The sequence below is a fragment of the Pantoea ananatis LMG 2665 genome (assembly GCF_000710035.2).
In the GTDB taxonomy this organism is placed as follows: Bacteria; Pseudomonadota; Gammaproteobacteria; order Enterobacterales; family Enterobacteriaceae; genus Pantoea; species Pantoea ananatis.
Window position 1 is genome coordinate 127,441 of record NZ_JMJJ01000001.1, and the last position, 18,896, is coordinate 146,336.

An 18,896-nucleotide genomic window follows, 5' to 3' on the forward strand; every position below is an offset into this window, starting at 1 on the left:
GTGAGACAGGCGGCCCGGTGCCGCCTGTGGGAAGGATCAGAAATCGTAGCCGACGGTGGCAACGATGGTGCGTTCAGCTCCCCAGTAGCAGAAGCCGGTGCCATAGCAGGCGGAGACATAGTCGCGATCGGTCAGGTTATTCGCGTTAACCTGCACAAAAGCGCCTTTCAGGCTGCTGTTCCAGACGCCTAAATCGGCACGTACCGAGGCATCAAACAGCGTGGCGGAAGGCAGACGAGTGGTGTTTTCATTGTCTGCCCACTGCCGACCAATGTAACGGACGCCTGCACCTACGCTGATCCCGGCATCAAACTGGTATTTCGCCCACGCAGAAGCCATCGAGTTGGGCGTCACGTAAGGCGTATGACCGTTGTTACCGTCGATAGAATCTTTGAAGCGCACGTGGTTGAGCGTAAAGCTCGCCAGCGTGCTCAGGCGCGGAGTGAGCTGATTATGGGCTTCCAGTTCGAGGCCCTGAGAGTGCACTTTCCCGGCCGGTTCGTAATAAGAGCCTACCACCACGCGGTTACCCACATCATTTTGCGTCAGGTCGTACACGGCTGCTGAGTAGAGATCGGACGTGCCCACGGGCTGGTATTTAATCCCGGCCTCGTACTGCTCAGATGTAGTCGGCTTCAGCAGGTTGCCGTCCTGTCCGGAAAGCGATTGCGGCGTAATGGCCTGACTGTAGCTGGCATACGGAGAGATACCGTTATCAAATGCATAGAGCAGCGCCGCGCGACCGCTGACGTGATCGTCTTGACGACGATATTGCGTATCGGTGCTGTACTGTCTGTTTTCAGACACGATCCGATCGTAGCGGCCGGAGAGATCCAGATGCCACTTGTCCCATTTCATCTCATCCTGCAGATACATACCGGTTTGGTAGTAACGGCGCTGTGAGTTCTGGAATACGTAAGCCGGATTCGTCCCCACGGCCTGGCCTGTCAGCGCGTTAAGCTGACTGGCTAAGCCACTGGCATCACGCAAATCATTGGTGTACTTATGATATTCCGCGCCCAGTACGACCTTATGATCTACCGGACCCGTGGCAAAATCGGCTTCCAGTTGATTATCGATCGCGTACGCATTCAGTGAAGAACGTGAACCGGAATAGTAGCGATTAAGCAGTTCAGACTGCGGAGAATCCCAGCCAGCCTGATAAACCTGATCCAAATCGACATTGGAGTGGGAATAGCTGGCATTGGAGCGGAAGGCCCAGGTTTCATTAAAGCGGTGAGCGAACTCCGCGCTGTAAATTTGCTCGCGACGTTTGAACTGATCCAGTGTACTGTCGCCGTCATAAAAACCGGTGCTGAGCTTACGTCCGTTATGCTCGGTTATGCTGCCATCACCCGGCACGGCGCTGTGATAGCCACCGGAAGGATCCTTCTGCAGATAGGCGCGTAACAGCAGTGACGTATCTTCATCCGGTTGCCACAGCAGCGAGGGCGAAATCGCATATTTTTCTTCGCGGGTATGATCGTACTGCGTATCGCTGTTGCGCGTGATGCCGGTCAGACGAAAAGCCCACTGATCGTTGATCGCGTTGGTGTAATCAAATGCGGCGCTGTTGGTGTTATGGGTGCCGGTGGACAGACGGAAATGTCCTTCAGGCGCATATTGAGGACGCTTAGAGGTCTCCATCACTAATCCACCGGGAACGGTTTGGCCATACAGGGCAGAAGAGGGGCCTTTGATCACGTCAATGCGTTCGAGGAACCAGGGATCAACCTGCAGCACGTTGTAGCTGCCCGGATCGCTCATCAGCCGCAGGCCGTCCAGAAAAATATTATCAACGTCGCCGCCGTGGAAACCGCGCAACGATACCGTATCGTAGCGGGTGGCCGCACCGGCGAAGTTCGTAAAGGCGCCCGCAGTGTAATTCAGCGCCTGATTCACATCCATCGCACCCTGATCGTCCATTTGCTGGCGCGTGATCACCGAGACTGACTGCCCGGTGGTGATCAGCGGACGATCGGTCTTGGTTGCGCCTTTACTGACGGTCGCCGTATAGCCTTCTGTCGGGGTTGTCGACGTTTCTTCGGGCTTTGCTGTGACCACCAGCGTGTTGGCGGCAAAGGTCACTGCAGGTGTGGCAATGGCGATGGAACACAGCAACGCTAACCGTTTCCGGCAGAAAGGCATTCTCATTGTTTATCCCTTACAAATGGTAGATACGCCGCTCCCGACAGAGGAAAGGAGCGAAAATTGGTGTTAAGAACAGGTTATTTACATTGAATGCAAATGAGAATTATTGCCTTTACTGTTAATCATTACAAGATGTCTTCAGCGTTATTGTTAAAGAAATTGCAGGCTAACGGGGTAAACACGCGTGGAACGTGCGTCAGGGAAGCCTTTTCGGGCAGGTTGTATCGGGCGGGGCGGGGGAGAAACATTCAACACGCTTCACGTACGACGTGAAGGCAGGCCAGGCGATCTGGCCTGCCGGGGAGGAGTGTCAGATGGCGACCAGACCGCGCACGTTCTCCGCCTCCATGTCACTGCCACGACCGCGCTGGATAATCTCGCCGCGCGACATCACCAGATAGCTGTCGGCCAACTCAGCGGCGAAATCATAGAATTGCTCAACCAGCAGAATCGCCATATCGCCGCGCTGCGCCAACTGACGGATCACCATGCCAATCTCTTTGATCACCGACGGCTGGATCCCTTCCGTCGGCTCGTCGAGGATCAGCAACTGCGGACGACTTGCCAACGCGCGACCAATCGCTAACTGCTGCTGTTGTCCCCCGGACAGGTCGCCTCCGCGCCGCGACTTCATGTCGAACAGCACGGGAAACAGCTGATAGATCTCATCAGGCACCTGTTTGGCCTGTGAGGCGGAGAAGCGGGACAGGCCCATTAGCAGATTCTCCTCAACCGTGAGACGGGGGAAAATTTCGCGGCCCTGTGGCACGTAAGCGATGCCGGACTGCACGCGCTGATGCGGCTTGCGCGTCCCGATCGGCTTGTCCTGCCAGCGTACCTCACCCGATTTGGCCGGAATCAATCCCATCAGGCATTTCAGCAGCGTGGTTTTGCCCACGCCGTTACGGCCCAGCAGGCAGGTGATTTCGCCTGTTTTTACCTCAAAAGACAGGCCGCGTAGAATATGGCTGCCACCGTAATACTGATGCAGTTCAGATACCTGTAACATTTAGCGCCCCAAATAAACGTCGATGACCTGCTCGTTGGCCTGAACCTCGCGCAGCGAACCTTCCGCCAGCACCTTGCCTTGATGCAAAACCGTGACGTAGTCGGCAATGGTTTCCACAAAGCCCATGTCGTGTTCAACCACCATGAGTGAGTGTTTCCCTGCCAGGCTACGGAACAGCTCGGCGGTATAGTCGGTTTCCGCATCGGTCATGCCGGCCGCAGGTTCATCCAGCAGAAGCAGGTGCGGCTCCTGCACCAGCAGCATGCCGATCTCAAGAAACTGTTTCTGCCCATGCGACAACAGGCCCGCCTGGCGGTGACGCGAACCCGTGAGCCGCAACAGGACGAGGACCTCGTCAATCCGATCCCGCTGCTCGCTGTTAAGCCGTGCGCGCAGGCTGGCCCAAACGGTTTTAGTGGTTTTCAGGGCAATTTCCAGATTTTCAAACACCGTCAGCGCTTCAAACACCGTGGGTTTCTGAAATTTGCGTCCGATACCGCGACGGGCAATCTCAACGGGGGAGTGGCTGGTCAGGTCATTATCCTGATCGTAAATGACCCGGCCCTTATCCGGTCGTGTTTTGCCGGTAATCACATCCATTAGCGTGGTTTTTCCTGCGCCGTTAGGGCCGATCACACAGCGCAGTTCGCCCACGCCGATCTGTAAGGACAGATCGGACAGGGCGCGAAAGCCATCAAAAGAGACGGTGACGGCTTCCAGTTGCAGCACCGGATCGCGCTGAACACGATGACGATCGGCGGGAAATGATTGGGTATACGGGTGCTCAGTCATCTTTTCTCCGGCGCAGTAAGCCAATCACGCCACGCGGCAGAAACAGCGTGACCAGAATAAACATCATCCCCAGAAAGAACAGCCAGTACTCTGGGAAGGCAACGGTAAACAGGCTCTTCGCGCCGTTAACAATCGCGGCGCCCAGCAGTGGGCCAATTAAGGTGCCGCGTCCACCCAGTGCGACCCAGATAGCGGCTTCGATGGAGTTGGTGGGGGACATTTCACCAGGATTAATAATGCCGACCTGCGGCACATAAAGTGCGCCCGCCATGCCGCATAACACGGCGGACAGCGTCCAGACGAACAGCTTAAAGCCACGGGGATCGTAACCGCAGAACATCAGACGGTTTTCCGCGTCGCGGACCGCCGTCAGCACCCGGCCGAATTTACTGCGTGCCAGGACAAAACCCAGGCCTAAACTGACTAACAGCAATATCACCGTCGCGACAAACAGGCCGATGCGCGTGCCCGTGGCGGTAACATTAAAACCAAGCAGGGTGGTGAAGCCGGTAAAGCCGTTGTTGCCACCAAAACCGGTTTCATTGCGGAAAAACAGCAGCATGCCGGCATAGGTCAATGCCTGGGTCATGATGGAGAAATAAACCCCTTTGATTTTCGAGCGGAAGGCGAAAAAACCAAAGACCAGCGCCAGCAGGCCGGGAACCAGCACAATCAGGCACAGCGCCCAGGCAAAATGCTGGGTGCCCGCCCAAAACCACGGCAGCCGATCCCAGGAGAGAAAGGCCATAAAGGCCGGTACGCCGTCGCCCGCCGCCTGGCGCATCAGGTACATGCCCATCGCATAGCCGCCCAGCGCAAAAAACAGGCCGTGTCCCAGAGAGAGTAAACCGGCATAACCCCAGACCAGATCCAGCGCCACCGCGACCACCGCATAGCACAGAATTTTACCCACCAGGGTTAAGGTATAGGTCGATATCGCCAGCGGATGGGTGGCCGGCAGCAGCGCCAGAAATGGCATGATCAGCAGCATCAGCGTAACCAGTGCGCCAATACCCAGCGTCAGGCGCGGGGCCTGACGAGCCAGACGTAAGGAGATGGGTTGCGTCATTAGTCAGTCACCCTTCCTTTCACCGCAAATAACCCTTGCGGACGTTTTTGAATAAACAGCACGATCATGACCAGAATCAGGATTTTCCCCAGCACCGCGCCGATTTGCGGCTCCAGCACTTTATTGAGAATGCCCAGCCCCAGCGCAGCCACGACGGTGCCGGCCAGTTGCCCCACACCGCCGAGCACCACCACCAGGAAAGAGTCAATAATGTAGCCCTGGCCCAGTTCCGGTCCGACATTTCCCAACTGGGACAGGGCCACGCCGCCCAGCCCGGCGATGCCGGAGCCCAGGCCAAAAGCCAGCATATCGACTCGGCCTGTTGGCACGCCGCAGCAGTCGGCCATGGCCCGGTTTTGCGTTACCGCCCGCACGTTCATCCCCAGCCGCGTGCGGTTCAGCAGCAGCCAGGTCAGGATCAGCACAAACACCACGAACAGAATGACCGCAATACGGTTCCAGGGCAGAACCAGATTCGGCAGCACCTGCAATCCGCCGGACAGCCAGGCGGGGTTCGCAACCTCAAGGTTCTGCGCGCCAAACAGCATCCGCACCAGCTGAATCAGCATCAGGCTGATGCCCCAGGTGGCTAACAGGGTTTCCAGTGGACGGCCATACAGGTGACGGATAATGGTGCGCTCCAGCGCCATACCGATAACCGCCGTTAACCCAAAGGCGACCGGGAGCGCCAGCAGCGGATACCAGCCGATGTAATGCGGCGCGAACTGCTGAAACAGGTTTTGCACCATCCAGGTCGCGTAGGCACCCAGCATCAACATTTCCCCGTGCGCCATATTGATCACGCCCAGCAGGCCGTAGGTAATCGCCAGGCCCAGGGCGGCAAGCAGCAGTATCGAACCCAGCGACAGGCCGCTAAACGCCTGGCCCAACAGATCGCCCCACATCAGGCGGCTTTTAATCTGTTGCAGGCTTTCTGTTGCCGCCTCGCGTACGGTTTCATCGGGCTCCACTGTGGGCTGGGTCAGCCGTTGCAGGCTTGCCTGGGTGTTAGGATCGCCGGACTCGCCCAGCAGTTTCACCGCCCGCAGCCGAACCATGGGCTGAGGGCTGGACAGTTGCAGGCTGGCCGCCGCCATCGCCAGCGCGGCATGCACGCGCGCATCCTTTTCGAGGCTCAGGCGTTGCGTAATCAGCGGGAGAAGATCGGCGGCGGCGTCATTTTGTAACTGCTGTGCCGCACTCAGGCGTACGCTGGCGTCGCTGCTCACCAGTTGATGTGCGGCGAGCGCACTGGCGACCAGCACGCGCAACCGGTTATTCATAAACAGTTTTTTTAGCGCGCCCTTCGGCTGTGATGACGTATCCAGCGGCTGGAGCCCATTACCGGTTTGGCTAAAAGGATGACGATCCTGATCCGTGACCACGGTTTCGGCTTTCAGCGCCTGAAGCAGCGGCAACCGGCTGACATCTGGCGCAGCGGCCCACTGTTGCAGCAATTCCGCCTGCTGAGCGCGGCTCGCCGCGGCGAAGTCGGCCGCCGGTCCGGCGCTGGCAAACAGCGGCAGGAGCAGCAAAAAACTAAAGAAACACAGGCGAAGCGTCATGGGAGAGCCTCATCAAATAGGCGATCATAGGAAGTCCTTACTGCCGCCCCACAGAGAGATCAGGGGCGGCACCTGTCTTACTGAGACGTTTTCACCGGGTGATCGGGTTTTTTGTCATTACCGGGGATATACGGGCTCCAGGGCTGGGCGCGTACCGGTTTGTCGGTTTGCCAGACCACGTTGAACTGACCGTTTTCTTCAACTTCGCCAATCATCACGGGTTTATGCAGATGGTGGTTAGTCTGATCCATCGTCAGGGTAAAGCCATCCGGCGCTTTAAAGGTCTGCCCGGCCATGGCGGCGCGCACCTTATCCACGTCGGTGGTGCCCGCTTTTTCGACGGCCTGCGCCCACATATGGATCCCTACGTAGGTCGCCTCCATCGGATCGTTCGTCACAACGCTGCTGGCATTCGGCAGGTTATGGGCTTTGGCATAAGCACGGTAATCGGCGACAAATTTGGCGTTGGTCGGGTTATCCAGCGATTCGAAGTAGTTCCAGGCGGCGAGCTGGCCGACCAGCGGTTTGGTATCAATTCCACGGAGCTCTTCTTCGCCCACTGAGAACGCCACCACCGGTATGTCGGTGGCTTTGATGCCCTGATTCGCCAGCTCTTTGTAAAACGGCACGTTGGAATCTCCGTTGATGGTGGAGACCACCGCGGTTTTCCCGCCTGCGGCGAACTTCTTGATATTGGACACGATGGTCTGGTAATCGCTGTAGCCGAACGGGGTATAAACTTCTTCGATGTCTTTATCCTGTACGCCTTTGGTGTGCAGGAAAGCCCGCAAAATTTTGTTGGTCGTGCGGGGATACACATAATCTGTTCCCAACAGGAAGAAGCGTTTCGCGCCGCCGCCATCCTGGCTCATCAGGTATTCCACTGCCGGAATAGCCTGCTGGTTAGGGGCTGCCCCGGTGTAGAAGACGTTCGGTGACATCTCTTCACCTTCATACTGTACCGGGTAGAAGAGCAGGCCGTTCAGCTCTTCGAAGACCGGCAGCACGGATTTTCGTGATACCGAGGTCCAGCAGCCAAACACCACCGCAGTTTTGTCCTGGGTCAGCAGCTGGCGCGCCTTTTCGGCAAAGAGCGGCCAGTTTGAGGCGGGATCCACCACCACCGGTTCGAGCTTTTTACCCAGCACGCCACCTTTCGCATTGATTTCATCAATGGTCATCAGGGCGACATCTTTCAGTGGCGTTTCGGAAATCGCCATAGTGCCGGAAAGCGAGTGCATAATACCCACTTTGATGGTGTCAGCCGCCTGGGCGTTCCATGAGAATCCCATACCTGCAACGGTAGCGGAGAGTGCAAAAGCCTTGAGCAATGAACGTCTTTTCATCAATGTTAAACCCCTGGTTAGATGGATGCGTTATTCGATGGGTTGGAGCCTGGCCTGCTGTAACATATGGATCGTGATCTTCCTGACCTCAGCCTTACTGGCGGCAATGTGTTCGCTCAGCATCTGCTGGGCTTTGCCGGTCTGCTGCAAAAAAATGGCCTGTAAAATTTGCGCGTGCTCGCGATACGTCGCCGCGATCCTGTCTTCGCGGGTAAAATCGAGACGACGAATAATGCGGATCTTCTCGGTCAGTTCAGCGTGAATACGCGCGATCTCACTGTTGCCTGCGGCGGCGACCAGCGTCATATGAAAGGCCTCATCGTGCTGCGACACTTTCTTGCCGTCATCCAGCCGGGCGGCCTCACACCAGAACTGATAAAGCTCGCGCAGCCGGGCGGCGCACTGCGCCGAGGGCAGTTCGCACAGACGCTTCACGGCTTCGCACTCCAGTACCGTGCGCAGATCGTACAGCTCTTCGAAATAGGCAAAATCGAAGGTTTTGACCTGCCATCCGCTGCGAAACCACACATCGACATAGCCTTCACGCTCCAGCCAGAACAGTGCCTGCCGGACTGGCGTGCGGCTGACCGCCATACGTTCAGCAATTTCACTCTCGCTGAAGCGGTCACCGGGCATCAGGCGAAACTCAAAAATGTCGTTTTTCAGCGTCTGGTAAACACGTTCCGCCAGGGCTTCCGGACGCGCTTTATTACGGGGTGAACGGGTTGTCATCGGCTCTCCTTATTCCAGCCACAGCAGCGTATCGCCAGGGCTGACGGCACGCCCTGCCTGACAGGCGATGCGTTTCACCCGACCGGCGCAGGGGGCTGCAATCGCCAGCTCCATTTTCATTGCTTCAACAATCACCAGCGTCTGACCCGCGCTGACGTCATCCCCGGGCTGTACCAGCACTTTCCAGATATTGCCGTTCATATCTGCCTGCACCGCGTGCGCGCTGTCATCTTCAGCGGCGGTATGAGGCGCTTTATCTGGAGGAGAGGCGATCTCCTGTTCCTCCTGCGACCAGCGCGTGACTTCCTGCTCGAAAGCCGCTGCCTGACGCTGGCGAAACGCCGTGATGTCCTGAGCGTTATCCGCCAGGAATTGTTGGTGAGCGGCAAAGTCAAATTCAGTTTCGTCAATACGCAGCGTGGCGCGACCTTCGCGGAAATCGTCACGTAACTGCGTCAGCGCCTCTTCCGTTACGGGATAAAAGCGCACCTGATCGAAGAAGCGCAGCAGCCAGGGTTCGCCTGCAGTAAACTGCGCATTTTTGAGGAACTTGTTCCAGATAGGTAAGGTACGGCCCACCAGCTGATAGCCGCCGGGCGAGTCCATGCCGTAAATGCACATATACATCCCGCCGATGCCGACGGTGCCTTCTGCCGTAAAGGTACGGGCCGGGCTGTATTTGGAACTCAGCAGGCGGTGACGGGGATCGACAGGCACGGCGCAGGGCGCGCCAAGGTACACATCCCCCAGCCCTAAAATCAGATAGCTGGCCTCAAAGATCGTGTCGCGGACCTGGTCGCGGCTGGTTAATCCGTTAATGCGCTGAATAAAATCGACATTATTTGGCAGCCAGGGCGCGCTGGCACGCACGGTTTCTTTATAGCGTTCCACCGCACCGAGCGTCGCGCTGTCTTCAAAGGCCATCGGCAGCCAGACGATGCGTGACGGAACTTTCAGGTGACTGACATTGCCGAGCATCGCTTCCCGTTCCAGCAGCACGTTCATTAACTGCGACTGACTCAGGACCAGGCTGTCGTAGCGAATTTGCAGCGAGCGCACGCCAGGAGAGAGCTCTTCGATCCCGGTAACAGGCTGAGCACGCAGCGCCTCCATTAACAAATGCACACGCAGACGCAATGCCAGATCGAGGACGTTGTCGCCATATTCGATGAGGATGTATTTATCACCGGCCTGGCGATAGACCGCCTTGGGGGAGGTTTCCGTGGCGGCGACAGCGGCGAGCAGGGTGCCGGAACCAAAGCGGTTTTCAGCCAGCGAGGGGACGGCAAACGCGGGCGCAGAGTGCGGCCGCAGCGTGGCAATCACCTGCTTCTGAGCCTGTTCCCGCGCGGTCGCTTCCTCTACGCTGATGGGGTGAAAACTGATGCTGTCACCAGGTTTAACCTGACCGACTTTCCACAGCTCGGCTTTGGCTATCGTTACCGGGCAGACAAAGCCGCCAAGGCTGGGGCCGTCGTGGGTGAGGATCACCGGGAAATCACCGGTAAAGTTGACTGCGCCGATAGCATACTCGCAGTCATGTACGTTGGAGGGATGCAGACCGGCCTCACCGCCGTTAGCGCGAGCCCAGCTCGGTTTTGGCCCGACCAGGCGTACGCCAAGGCGGTTTGAGTTGTAGTGTACCTGCCAGTCGCTGGCAAAAAAGTCGTCGATGGCGGCCTGGGTGAAGAAGTCAGGTGCGCCGTGCGGCCCGTACAGCACGCCAATGTGCCATTCGTTCGTGTAGGTCGGTATCAGCGCCGGGCTGAGCGCCTGGGGGGCGCTGATCGGGGCCGGTGTGGTGCAGGCGGCCAGCAGCGGCTGGGAAACCGGCAGCATATCGGCAACCCGCAGCGTCCGCCCCGCGTGCCCGCCAAACTGACCAAGCGAGAAAGTGGAGCGGCTGCCGAGGTATTCCGGTACGTCAAAACCATTACGGATGGCCAGGTAACAGCGACAGCCTTGCAGCGCGCGGCCCAGCGTGAGCGTTTGTCCCGCATTGACCGTGACAGGCTGCCAGTTTGCAACGGGTTCACCATCCAGCATGGCGGCGCAGTCAGCGCCGGTCAGGGCAATTGTCGTCGCACAATGAAAACGCAGCGTCGGGCCCTGTAAGGTAAATTCCAGTCCTGCTGCGGCCTCATGATTGCCGACGATACGGTTAGCCAGCCGGAAAGCATAGTCGTCCATGGGGCCGGAGGGCGGTACGCCGATATCCCAGTAGCCAAGGCGGCCCGGAACGTCCTGCACGGAGCTAAAGGTGCCGGGCTGCAGAACTTCCACCACCGGGGCCGATGGCGTGAAATCATCCAGAAAACCAGTCCAGACGTTGCCGTTCTGGAAGGCGTCGGTGGCGATGACCTGCCGCAGGTAATCAAGATTGGTGGCGATGCCGTGCAGTTGAGTGGCATTAAGCGCGCGTTGCAGTTTGGCCAGCGCGGCGTCCCGGGTTTCAGCATGAACGATCAGTTTGGCGATCATGGGATCGTAGTAGCTCGATACGTCGCTACCGGTGCTGATTCCACTATCGACGCGCACATCCTCGGGAAAGTGCACATGGGTTAAGACACCGGGACAAGGCTGAAAGTGTTTAAGCGGATCTTCAGCGTAGAGCCGGACTTCGATCGAGGCGCCCTGAGGTGCCTGCTGCAGGCGCGGCCAGTCGATCGCTTCATCGGCAGCCACGCGCAACATGCACTCGACCAGGTCAAGACCCGTGACGCATTCGGTGACCGGATGTTCAACCTGCAGGCGGGTATTGACCTCCAGGAAATAGAAGGCGTCCTGCTGCGCATCGTAAATGTATTCGACGGTGCCCGCGCTGCGGTAATTGACCACCTCGCCCAACCGGACTGCCGAGGCGAGCAGCGCATCGCGGGTTGCAGCGGGCAAACAGGGAGCGGGCGTTTCTTCTACCACTTTCTGGTTGCGGCGTTGCAGAGAGCAGTCGCGCTCGCCCAGAGCGACCACGGTGCCTTTGCCGTCGCCAAAGATCTGTACCTCAACATGGCGGGCATGATCGATGCAGCGTTCAAGAAATACGCCTGCGTCGCTGAAGAACTGTTCGCCAAGCCGGCGCACGCTCTCCCAGGCATGCCGGAGCGCCTCGGCATCCGCGCAGCGCGTCAGGCCGATGCCGCCGCCCCCGGCCGTGCTTTTTAACATCACCGGATAACCAATATGGCTCGCGGCGGCCAGGGCGTCATCCAGCGAGTCGAGCAGCGGCGTGCCTGGCGTCATGGGAACACCGGCGTGCGCTGCCAGTTCACGGGCACGGTGCTTTAAACCGAACTCACCAATTTGCTGCGCTGTCGGTCCAACAAATACGATGCCGGCCTCCTCACAGGCGGCGGCAAACGGCAGGCTTTCAGAGAGAAAACCGTAGCCCGGCCAGACAGCCTGGGCGCCGCTTTCCTGCGCGGCCGCCAGAATTTTATCAATGCGCAGATAGCTGTCGCTGGCTTTGTCACCGCCCAGACAAATAGCGATATCGGCATCTTTGACATGTTGCGCGTTACGGTCGGCATTGGAAAAGACCGCGACGCTGGTAATGCCCAAACGTTTCAGGGTACGGATAGCGCGGCAGGCAATTTCGCCACGATTGGCAATCAGAACGGTGCTGAACATGATTGATTAACTCTCCAGAGAAGCGAGCCAGTTACGCCAGCCGCCGAATTCGGTAATCTCCAGCGCGTGCGTCAGCGCGGAACCTTCACAAATAAAGCCTTTCACCACGCGACCATCGGCAAGCGTGAGGCTGCCAATGCCCAGGGGTTGTGGGATCTCGGCCACGAATTCGCCAAAGCGCGCCAGGGGGATATCCCAGAGCTCGACGGCGATGGCGGCGCCCTGTTCCGCCCGCATCAGTCCCGGCTTTTTGACCGGGCCATCCAGCAGGGCAAACAGGCGATACTGGCTGGCCGTCTGGGTCTCTTCTACCCGGACGGCCTGGCGTTGCGTGAGCTGAAAGTTAAGTGGCATGCCGGTCAGGTGCGCGCCCACGACCGCAAGACGAACATGGTCGTCCGAAGGGGGAAGCGGCGCAGGCTCAGCGGGTTGGGCCTTGCCAGTGGCGCCGCGCGGCAGGGCCATAGCCTGCTGCCAGCGCAGGCCAAACTGCGCCAGCGCGTGGTCATGCCAGGCGGGGGCGATGAGCGTAATGCCCGCGGGCAGATCGTCGTTTCTGAAAGGGGCGGGCAGCGCCAGTGCGGCAAGATCGGCCAGATTGGTAAAGTTGGTGTAAGTACCAAAATGTGAGTTGTAAATCACCGGCTCCTGCTGCATCTCATCCAGGGTATAGATCGTGGGGGACGTGGGCACGACCAGCGCATCAAACGGCGCCAGAATCTGCTGAATCTGGCGCGCCAGCCGGGCACGCAGGTATTCGGCCTCAAAGGCCTCGACGGCACTGTATTTCAGCCCCGTCGAGATAATGCTGTGCACCACCGGATCCATCTTCTCCGGGTGGTTGAGCATCTCGCCTACGGCAGCGGTACGCTCCGCCACCCACGGGCCGTAGTAGAGCTGTTCGGCGAGCTGCGTGAAGGGGGTGAAATCAATCGGATGCAGCGTGGCGCCGTTGTCCTGCAGTGCGGTCAGCGCGGCGTCCCAGGCCGCTTCGGCAGCTGCATCATCAAAAAACACGGGGGCGGCAGGAATTGCGAAATCAGGATGGGATTTCATGCCCGCGGGCGCCGTACGAGGATGAACGCGCGAGTAGGCATCCTGAGCATCGTATCCTCCCGCCAGGCTGGCGACGCGAAAAGCATCGTCCACCGTCAGCGCAAAGACAGAAATTGTGTCGTTCAGGCGGCAGGCAGGAACGACACCGCGCGCAGACAGCCAGCCCTTGGTCGGTTTCAGACCGACAATATTGTTGAAACCGGCGGGCACCCGGCCAGAACCGGCGGTATCGGTACCCAAAGAGAACGCCACCAGCCCTCGAGCCAGTACCGAGGCCGATCCCGAACTGGAGCCGCCGCTTACAAAGTCCGGGTCAAAGGTGTTACATACCGCGCCGTAAGGTGAACGTGTACCGACCAGTCCGGTAGCAAACTGGTCGAGGTTAGTTTTCCCCATCACCACCGCGCCCGCCGCTTTAAGCTGTGCCACCACAAAGGCATCCTCGGCGGCGATGTAACGGAATGCAGGGCAGGCTGCCGTTGTCGGCCAGCCAGCCACGTCAATGTTATCTTTCACGGCAAAGGGAACACCGAACAGTGGAAGGGCATCCGGATCCTGCTGGTAACGCGCCAGGAGCGGCTCAGTTTGCGCCATTAACTGGGCGGGAGTGGCAAGACAGATCCACGCATTATCGTCTGGATCCAGCTCAGAAAGGTGTTCAGCCAGCAGCGTGTGAACCTGCTCCGGGTGTTGCCGAACGCGTTGCTGCCAGTCATTAAGGGTCAAACCGAATGTCGAAGCCATGCAGTGAATTCCAACAGGTATACAAGATGGGATTCAACGAAGCAAAGGGCGTGCCAGAATTTTAATGCCATGAATCAATGAGATAATTCGAACAGTCATAAGAAGATGTGATGATAAAACGCACAGTTGTCGCGCAGGCATTGTGACATCAGGGTGCGTTAAAGCGGTGCGAAGGTAAATTTTGTGAAGAACATGGCAAGAGTGGCTTCCCCTGGTTAGCATGAATAACGTCTGGCACAGAGCCAGCGCCCAGCAACAGAGGAGATTTACGTGGAGAAGTGGCGTAACTGGATGATAGGGATCTGCCTGGTCAGCACGGCCGGCAGCGCATGGGCTGATTCGCTTGATCAACAACGGCAACGATATCAACAAATTAAGCAGGCCTGGGACAGTAATCAGATGGCAACAGTTGAACAGCTGTTACCGACGCTACAGGATTATCCGCTTTATCCTTATTTAGAATACCGTCTGCTGGCGCAGGACCTGGACCAGGAAACCAGCCTGGCAGTACAAAATTTTATTCAAAAGTATCCGACTTTACCGCCAGCGCGCTCGCTGAAAACGCGTTTTGTTAACGTACTGGCGCATCGTCAGGACTGGCAAGGCGTGCTTAACTTCAGCCCCGACGAGCCCACGCCGGTGCAGGCACGTTGTAACTGGTACTATGCCAAATGGTCAACCGGAAAGCAGCAGGCGGCATTTGACGGTGCCAAAGCCATTTGGCTGCGCGGCACGGCCCTGCCGAATGACTGCGACAAGCTCTTCTCCGTGTGGCAGGCCAGCGGTCAGCTTTCTCCCATCACTATTCTTGAACGTATCCGCCTGGCAATGAAAGCGGGCAATGACAGCCTGGTCAGCTATCTGGCCAAAACGCTGCCTGCCGATTACAAGACGATGTCGGATGCATTACTGGCGTTGCAGAAAGATCCTCAGTCCGTCACGACCTTTGCCAACAGCGTGGGCGCAACCGACTTCACGCGCCAGGCCACGATTTTTGCCTTTACCCGCGTCGCCCGTGCCGATATGGAAACAGCCCGTAGCCTGATCCCTGAGCTGGTGCGCGCGCAAAAAATGGGGCCAGAAGATGAGCAGGCGCTGAAAGAGATTGTCGTCTGGCGGATGATGGGCAGCGATCTGACCTCCGAGCAGGCGCGCTGGCGCGATGCGGTGGTGATGAACAGCGAATCGACTGCGTTAGTAGAACGGCGGGTGCGCCTGGCGCTGAGTGAAAACGATCGTCGTGGCCTGAACACCTGGATTGCGCGTCTGCCGGTTGAAGCGAAAGAGAAAGACGAGTGGCAGTACTGGCAGGCCGATTTGCTTTATTCAAAAGATCGCAAAGAAGAAGCCGATGACATTCTGCGTAAGCTGATGAAAGAGCGCGGTTTTTATCCTATGGTTGCCGCACAACGTTTAGGGGTGGACTATCCTCTTCAGGTCGATGCGGCACCCAAACCTGACGCGGCAACCACCCAGGGGCCAGAACTCGCACGCGTGCGTGAGTTGATGTACTGGGGCATGGACAATCTGGCACGCAGCGAGTGGGCCAACCTGATCGGCAGCAAAACCCATGTCCAGCAGCAGATGCTGGCGCGCTACGCAAGCGAACAGGACTGGTGGGATCTGAGCGTACAGGCCACGATCACCGCGAAAATGTGGGACAGCCTGAAGGAGCGTTTCCCGCTGGCATGGCAGGATCTGTATAAGCAGAACACCCAGGGTAAATCCATTCCGCAGAGTTATGCGATGGCGATTTCCCGTCAGGAAAGTGCATGGAACCCGAAAGCCCGTTCCCCGGTGGGTGCCAGCGGACTGATGCAGATTATGCCGGCGACCGCGACACACACCGTGAAGATGTTTAGCATCCCGGGCTATGTGAACGCGTCTCAGCTGTTCGATCCGCAGACCAACATTCAGATCGGGACGCAATATCTGGAGTATGTTTATCAGCAGTTTGATAAGAACCGGATATTCGCCTCAGCGGCTTACAATGCCGGCCCGGGACGCGTACGGACCTGGCAAGGCAGTACAGCAGGCAATCTCAACGCCGTCGCCTTTATCGAAACCATTCCGTTTTCGGAAACCCGGGGTTACGTGAAGAATGTGCTGGCCTATGATGCGTACTACCGCTACTTCCTGGGTCAGCCGGACAAGATCCTGTCCGATGCTGAGTGGAATCGCCGCTACTAGCTGTGTTAAGCTTCCGTACTCTTTAGCGAGTACGGAAGCCTCTCATGAATCAACCCTCTGTGCCATCCACGACTGACCCGGCTACGGACGCGCACTGGCTGCGTTTTGTTGAGCTGATGCAACAGGCTTTTGCGGATAACCAGGCGCTGCCGCTGTTACAGCTGATGACGACGCCAGATGAACGAGAGTCCTTTGGTACACGCTTGCGTATCATTGAATCGCTGCTGAATGGCGACATCAGCCAGCGTGAACTGAAAAACGAACTGGGCGTGGGAATTGCCACGATTACCCGCGGATCAAACAGCCTGAAAGAGGCGCCTCCGGCACTGAAGCAGTGGCTGGAAGCACACCTGACGCGTCGCTGATTACTGCTGATAGAACGGATGGGTTAGCGGGCAGAGCGCCAGTATCAGAGCCTGGTGGTAAACGCTGGAGCGGCTGAGCAGGCCCTGGGTCAGGGTGCCGATTGCGCCGCCTTTGTGCTTAATATTGTCGATGCCGGTGAGGCGCGCCATCTCCTCACCCAGTTCGCGTCCTTCACGTAAACCGGCCATCACCACCGGCGGCAGGGTAAAACTGGCCGAACGTGACTCTCCCCGCTGTTTCTGGTTTTCCACCACCATCCAGGCAAAAGCGCACTCTTCTTCAATTCCGGCTTCAATCGCCACCCAGAAGTCGGCTTCCGGACGAACCTGACGGGCATTCATCACGCGCTGGCGTGCGCCAGTTCGCGTTTCGAGGTTGGTTAAAGGCTGTGCCGCAACGCCGCTCTCGACCTCGACCCCTTCGATATGGCAGGATCCCTCGCCGAAAACGTCGTTGAATGCCTGAGCAATCGCACGAATCTTCGCTGGATTGATGGTAGCTGCGACAACATGGTACATAATTAATTGAACCCTCAGGTAATTAAGGCGATTTTGGTCGCAGTATAACGGAAACTAAGCATGCTACAGGTCTATCTTGTTCGTCACGGTGAAACGGTATGGAATGCAGAACGTCGCATTCAAGGGCACTCCGACAGTCCGCTGACGGAAAAAGGTGAGCAACAAGCCCGTCAGGTCGGTGAACGCATCAAAAGCGCCGGTATCACGCATATTATTTCCAGCGATTTAGGGCGCACCCGGCGCACCGCTGAAATCATTGCCGATGCCTGTGGTTGTGATATCACTTTCGACCCGCGACTGCGGGAGCTGAACATGGGCATACTGGAAAAACGATTGCTTGATGAACTGAGCCCGGAAGAAGAGGGCTGGCGTGCTTCGCTGGTAAACGGCAGCGAGGGCGGCCGCATTCCTCAGGGCGAATCCATGACGGAACTGGCGCAGCGTATGCAGGAGGCACTTAATGCCTGCCTGGCGCTGCCGGCAGGGAGCCGCCCGCTACTGGTCAGCCACGGCATGGCGCTGGGCGTGCTGGTCAGCACCATTCTGGGACTACCGGCCTATGCCGAACGTCGCCTGCGCCTGCGAAACTGTTCGATTTCCCGCGTTGATCATCAGCAGAGCGCATGGCTGGCACAGGGTTGGGTCGTGGAAACGGCGGGTGATATTGCCCACCTCGACGAACCCGCGATGGACGAGCTTCAGCGTTAATCGGTGATGCCGTCATTACGGCGGCATCACACCAGGTATTAACGGCGAATCGGGATCAGATATTCACAACGAATCTCTGTAGGCGGTTCGCTGCGCTTTTTACCGCCGTGGGTAATAAAGCGCTCGATGTCCTGCCCCATGCGGCGCGTCAGGCCCAGCGTCGGCATGCAGGTACCGTATAACAACAGAATAAACTCCTGAAGTTCAACGCGCGGACCGCTGTAGTTGAACTGAACGTAATCCCCGGCTTCAAGAATGACCTTCTGGCCCGAATGCATATTGGTCGCGCTGTCGGTTGGCACGGCTGTGGTGTACAGAATCTCCTGCTCATCGTCTTTTTCATGACTGGCACGGACCTGGTGCAGACCGTAGAGCACGGGCGGAACCGTATCCGTTTCCAACAGAAACTGTTTCCAGAAATGGACACGCATTTCATCGCGGTAGCTGGAAATTTGTTCCAGGGTACAGGTGTAGCTCTGTGTCTGTCCCACCAGAACGGTCTCCGGCAGGGTGACGAACTGCGATTCCGGCTGCTGATCGTTTCCTAACCGAATGGGTGGGCGAATACCAAATGAATTCCAGTCAGACGAGCGGCGATACCATGCAGGTGTTTGATTAAACTGCTTTTTAAAGGCTCGTGTAAAGGTCTGCTGTGAATCAAACCGATACTGCAAAGCAATATCGAGAATCGGGCGGCTGGTCAGGCGAAGTGCCACCGCGGCTTTGGAAAGACGTCGTGCCCGGATATAGGCGCCGATGGCGTGTCCGGTAACGTCTTTAAACATCCGTTGTAGATGCCATTTAGAATAACCGGCTTTAGTGGAAACGTTATCCAGTGAAAGTGGTTGATCCAAATGGCTCTCCAGCCAGGCAAGCAAATCGCGAATGATACCGGCTTGGTCCATAAAACATCCTCATACTCTGGTGGCGCAGCTAAATGAAGTCGACGAATAATAGCACTTATTGCTTTAAAGACATGTTTGGTTTTGACTGGGATGGTTGTGCTATCTACGCGGGAATTTA

The 18,896-nt window shown here is 57.6% G+C and carries 14 protein-coding genes; 3 read left to right on the forward strand and 11 right to left on the reverse strand.

Going from position 1 to position 18,896, the window contains the following annotated elements:
* Window positions 1–36: 36 nt before the first annotated feature.
* The 9 genes from EL29_RS00590 to atzF all read right to left on the reverse strand — a co-directional run bounded on the left by EL29_RS00590 (window position 37) and on the right by atzF (window position 14,091).
* Window positions 37–2,154 carry a TonB-dependent siderophore receptor gene (locus tag EL29_RS00590; RefSeq protein ID WP_014606628.1) on the reverse strand — a complete coding sequence of 706 codons (2,118 nt, stop codon included), beginning with the start codon at window positions 2,152–2,154 and terminating at the stop codon, window positions 37–39.
* Window positions 2,155–2,461: 307 nt separating this feature from the next.
* Window positions 2,462–3,160 carry an urea ABC transporter ATP-binding subunit UrtE gene (gene urtE / locus EL29_RS00595; RefSeq protein WP_013024535.1) on the reverse strand — a complete coding sequence of 233 codons (699 nt, stop codon included), beginning with the start codon at window positions 3,158–3,160 and terminating at the stop codon, window positions 2,462–2,464.
* Window positions 3,161–3,952, reverse strand: a complete 792-nt coding sequence (gene urtD, locus EL29_RS00600; RefSeq protein WP_014595297.1) for an urea ABC transporter ATP-binding protein UrtD — start codon at window positions 3,950–3,952, stop codon at window positions 3,161–3,163. It lies immediately after the preceding gene.
* A complete protein-coding gene (gene urtC, locus EL29_RS00605) occupies window positions 3,945–5,021 on the reverse strand; it encodes an urea ABC transporter permease subunit UrtC (RefSeq protein ID WP_013024537.1) in 1,077 nt (358 codons plus the stop codon). The genes urtD and urtC overlap by 8 nt, the downstream gene beginning before the upstream one ends.
* The gene (gene urtB / locus EL29_RS00610) at window positions 5,021–6,586 is read right to left on the reverse strand and encodes an urea ABC transporter permease subunit UrtB (protein ID WP_014595298.1); all 1,566 of its coding nucleotides are present in this window, start codon (window positions 6,584–6,586) and stop codon (window positions 5,021–5,023) included. The genes urtC and urtB overlap by 1 nt, the downstream gene beginning before the upstream one ends.
* Before the next feature lie 77 nt (window positions 6,587–6,663).
* The gene (gene urtA / locus EL29_RS00615; protein WP_019106391.1) at window positions 6,664–7,932 is read right to left on the reverse strand and encodes an urea ABC transporter substrate-binding protein; all 1,269 of its coding nucleotides are present in this window, start codon (window positions 7,930–7,932) and stop codon (window positions 6,664–6,666) included.
* A 30-nt stretch (window positions 7,933–7,962) separates the two neighbouring features.
* Window positions 7,963–8,664 (reverse strand): GntR family transcriptional regulator, encoded by a 702-nt coding sequence (locus EL29_RS00620; RefSeq protein ID WP_028714800.1) that lies wholly within the window; start codon window positions 8,662–8,664, stop codon window positions 7,963–7,965.
* Window positions 8,665–8,673: 9 nt separating this feature from the next.
* Window positions 8,674–12,291 (reverse strand): urea carboxylase, encoded by a 3,618-nt coding sequence (uca, locus tag EL29_RS00625; RefSeq protein ID WP_028714801.1) that lies wholly within the window; start codon window positions 12,289–12,291, stop codon window positions 8,674–8,676.
* A 6-nt stretch (window positions 12,292–12,297) separates the two neighbouring features.
* Window positions 12,298–14,091, reverse strand: coding sequence for an allophanate hydrolase (atzF, locus tag EL29_RS00630; protein WP_028714802.1), 1,794 nt, complete (start codon window positions 14,089–14,091; stop codon window positions 12,298–12,300).
* Between the two features lie 270 nt (window positions 14,092–14,361).
* Between atzF and sltY the strand changes: the two genes are divergently transcribed.
* Both sltY and trpR read left to right on the forward strand, forming a co-directional pair.
* Complete coding sequence (gene sltY, locus EL29_RS00635) at window positions 14,362–16,281, forward strand: murein transglycosylase (protein ID WP_028714803.1); 1,920 nt, start codon at window positions 14,362–14,364, stop codon at window positions 16,279–16,281.
* Window positions 16,282–16,325: 44 nt separating this feature from the next.
* Window positions 16,326–16,646 (forward strand): trp operon repressor, encoded by a 321-nt coding sequence (trpR, locus tag EL29_RS00640; RefSeq protein ID WP_013024543.1) that lies wholly within the window; start codon window positions 16,326–16,328, stop codon window positions 16,644–16,646.
* Here the strand turns inward: trpR and yjjX are convergent, their stop codons facing one another.
* The gene (yjjX, locus tag EL29_RS00645; RefSeq protein ID WP_013024544.1) at window positions 16,647–17,165 is read right to left on the reverse strand and encodes an inosine/xanthosine triphosphatase; all 519 of its coding nucleotides are present in this window, start codon (window positions 17,163–17,165) and stop codon (window positions 16,647–16,649) included.
* 60 nt (window positions 17,166–17,225) lie between these two features.
* On the opposite strand from yjjX, the gene gpmB reads away from it, so the two are divergent.
* Window positions 17,226–17,873, forward strand: coding sequence for a 2,3-diphosphoglycerate-dependent phosphoglycerate mutase GpmB (gpmB, locus tag EL29_RS00650; protein WP_014606621.1), 648 nt, complete (start codon window positions 17,226–17,228; stop codon window positions 17,871–17,873).
* Window positions 17,874–17,911: 38 nt separating this feature from the next.
* On the opposite strand, the gene robA is transcribed toward gpmB, so the two are convergent.
* Window positions 17,912–18,778: an MDR efflux pump AcrAB transcriptional activator RobA gene (robA, locus tag EL29_RS00655; protein ID WP_013024546.1), complete on the reverse strand. Its 867-nt coding sequence runs from the start codon at window positions 18,776–18,778 to the stop codon at window positions 17,912–17,914.
* Window positions 18,779–18,896: the final 118 nt, after the last annotated feature.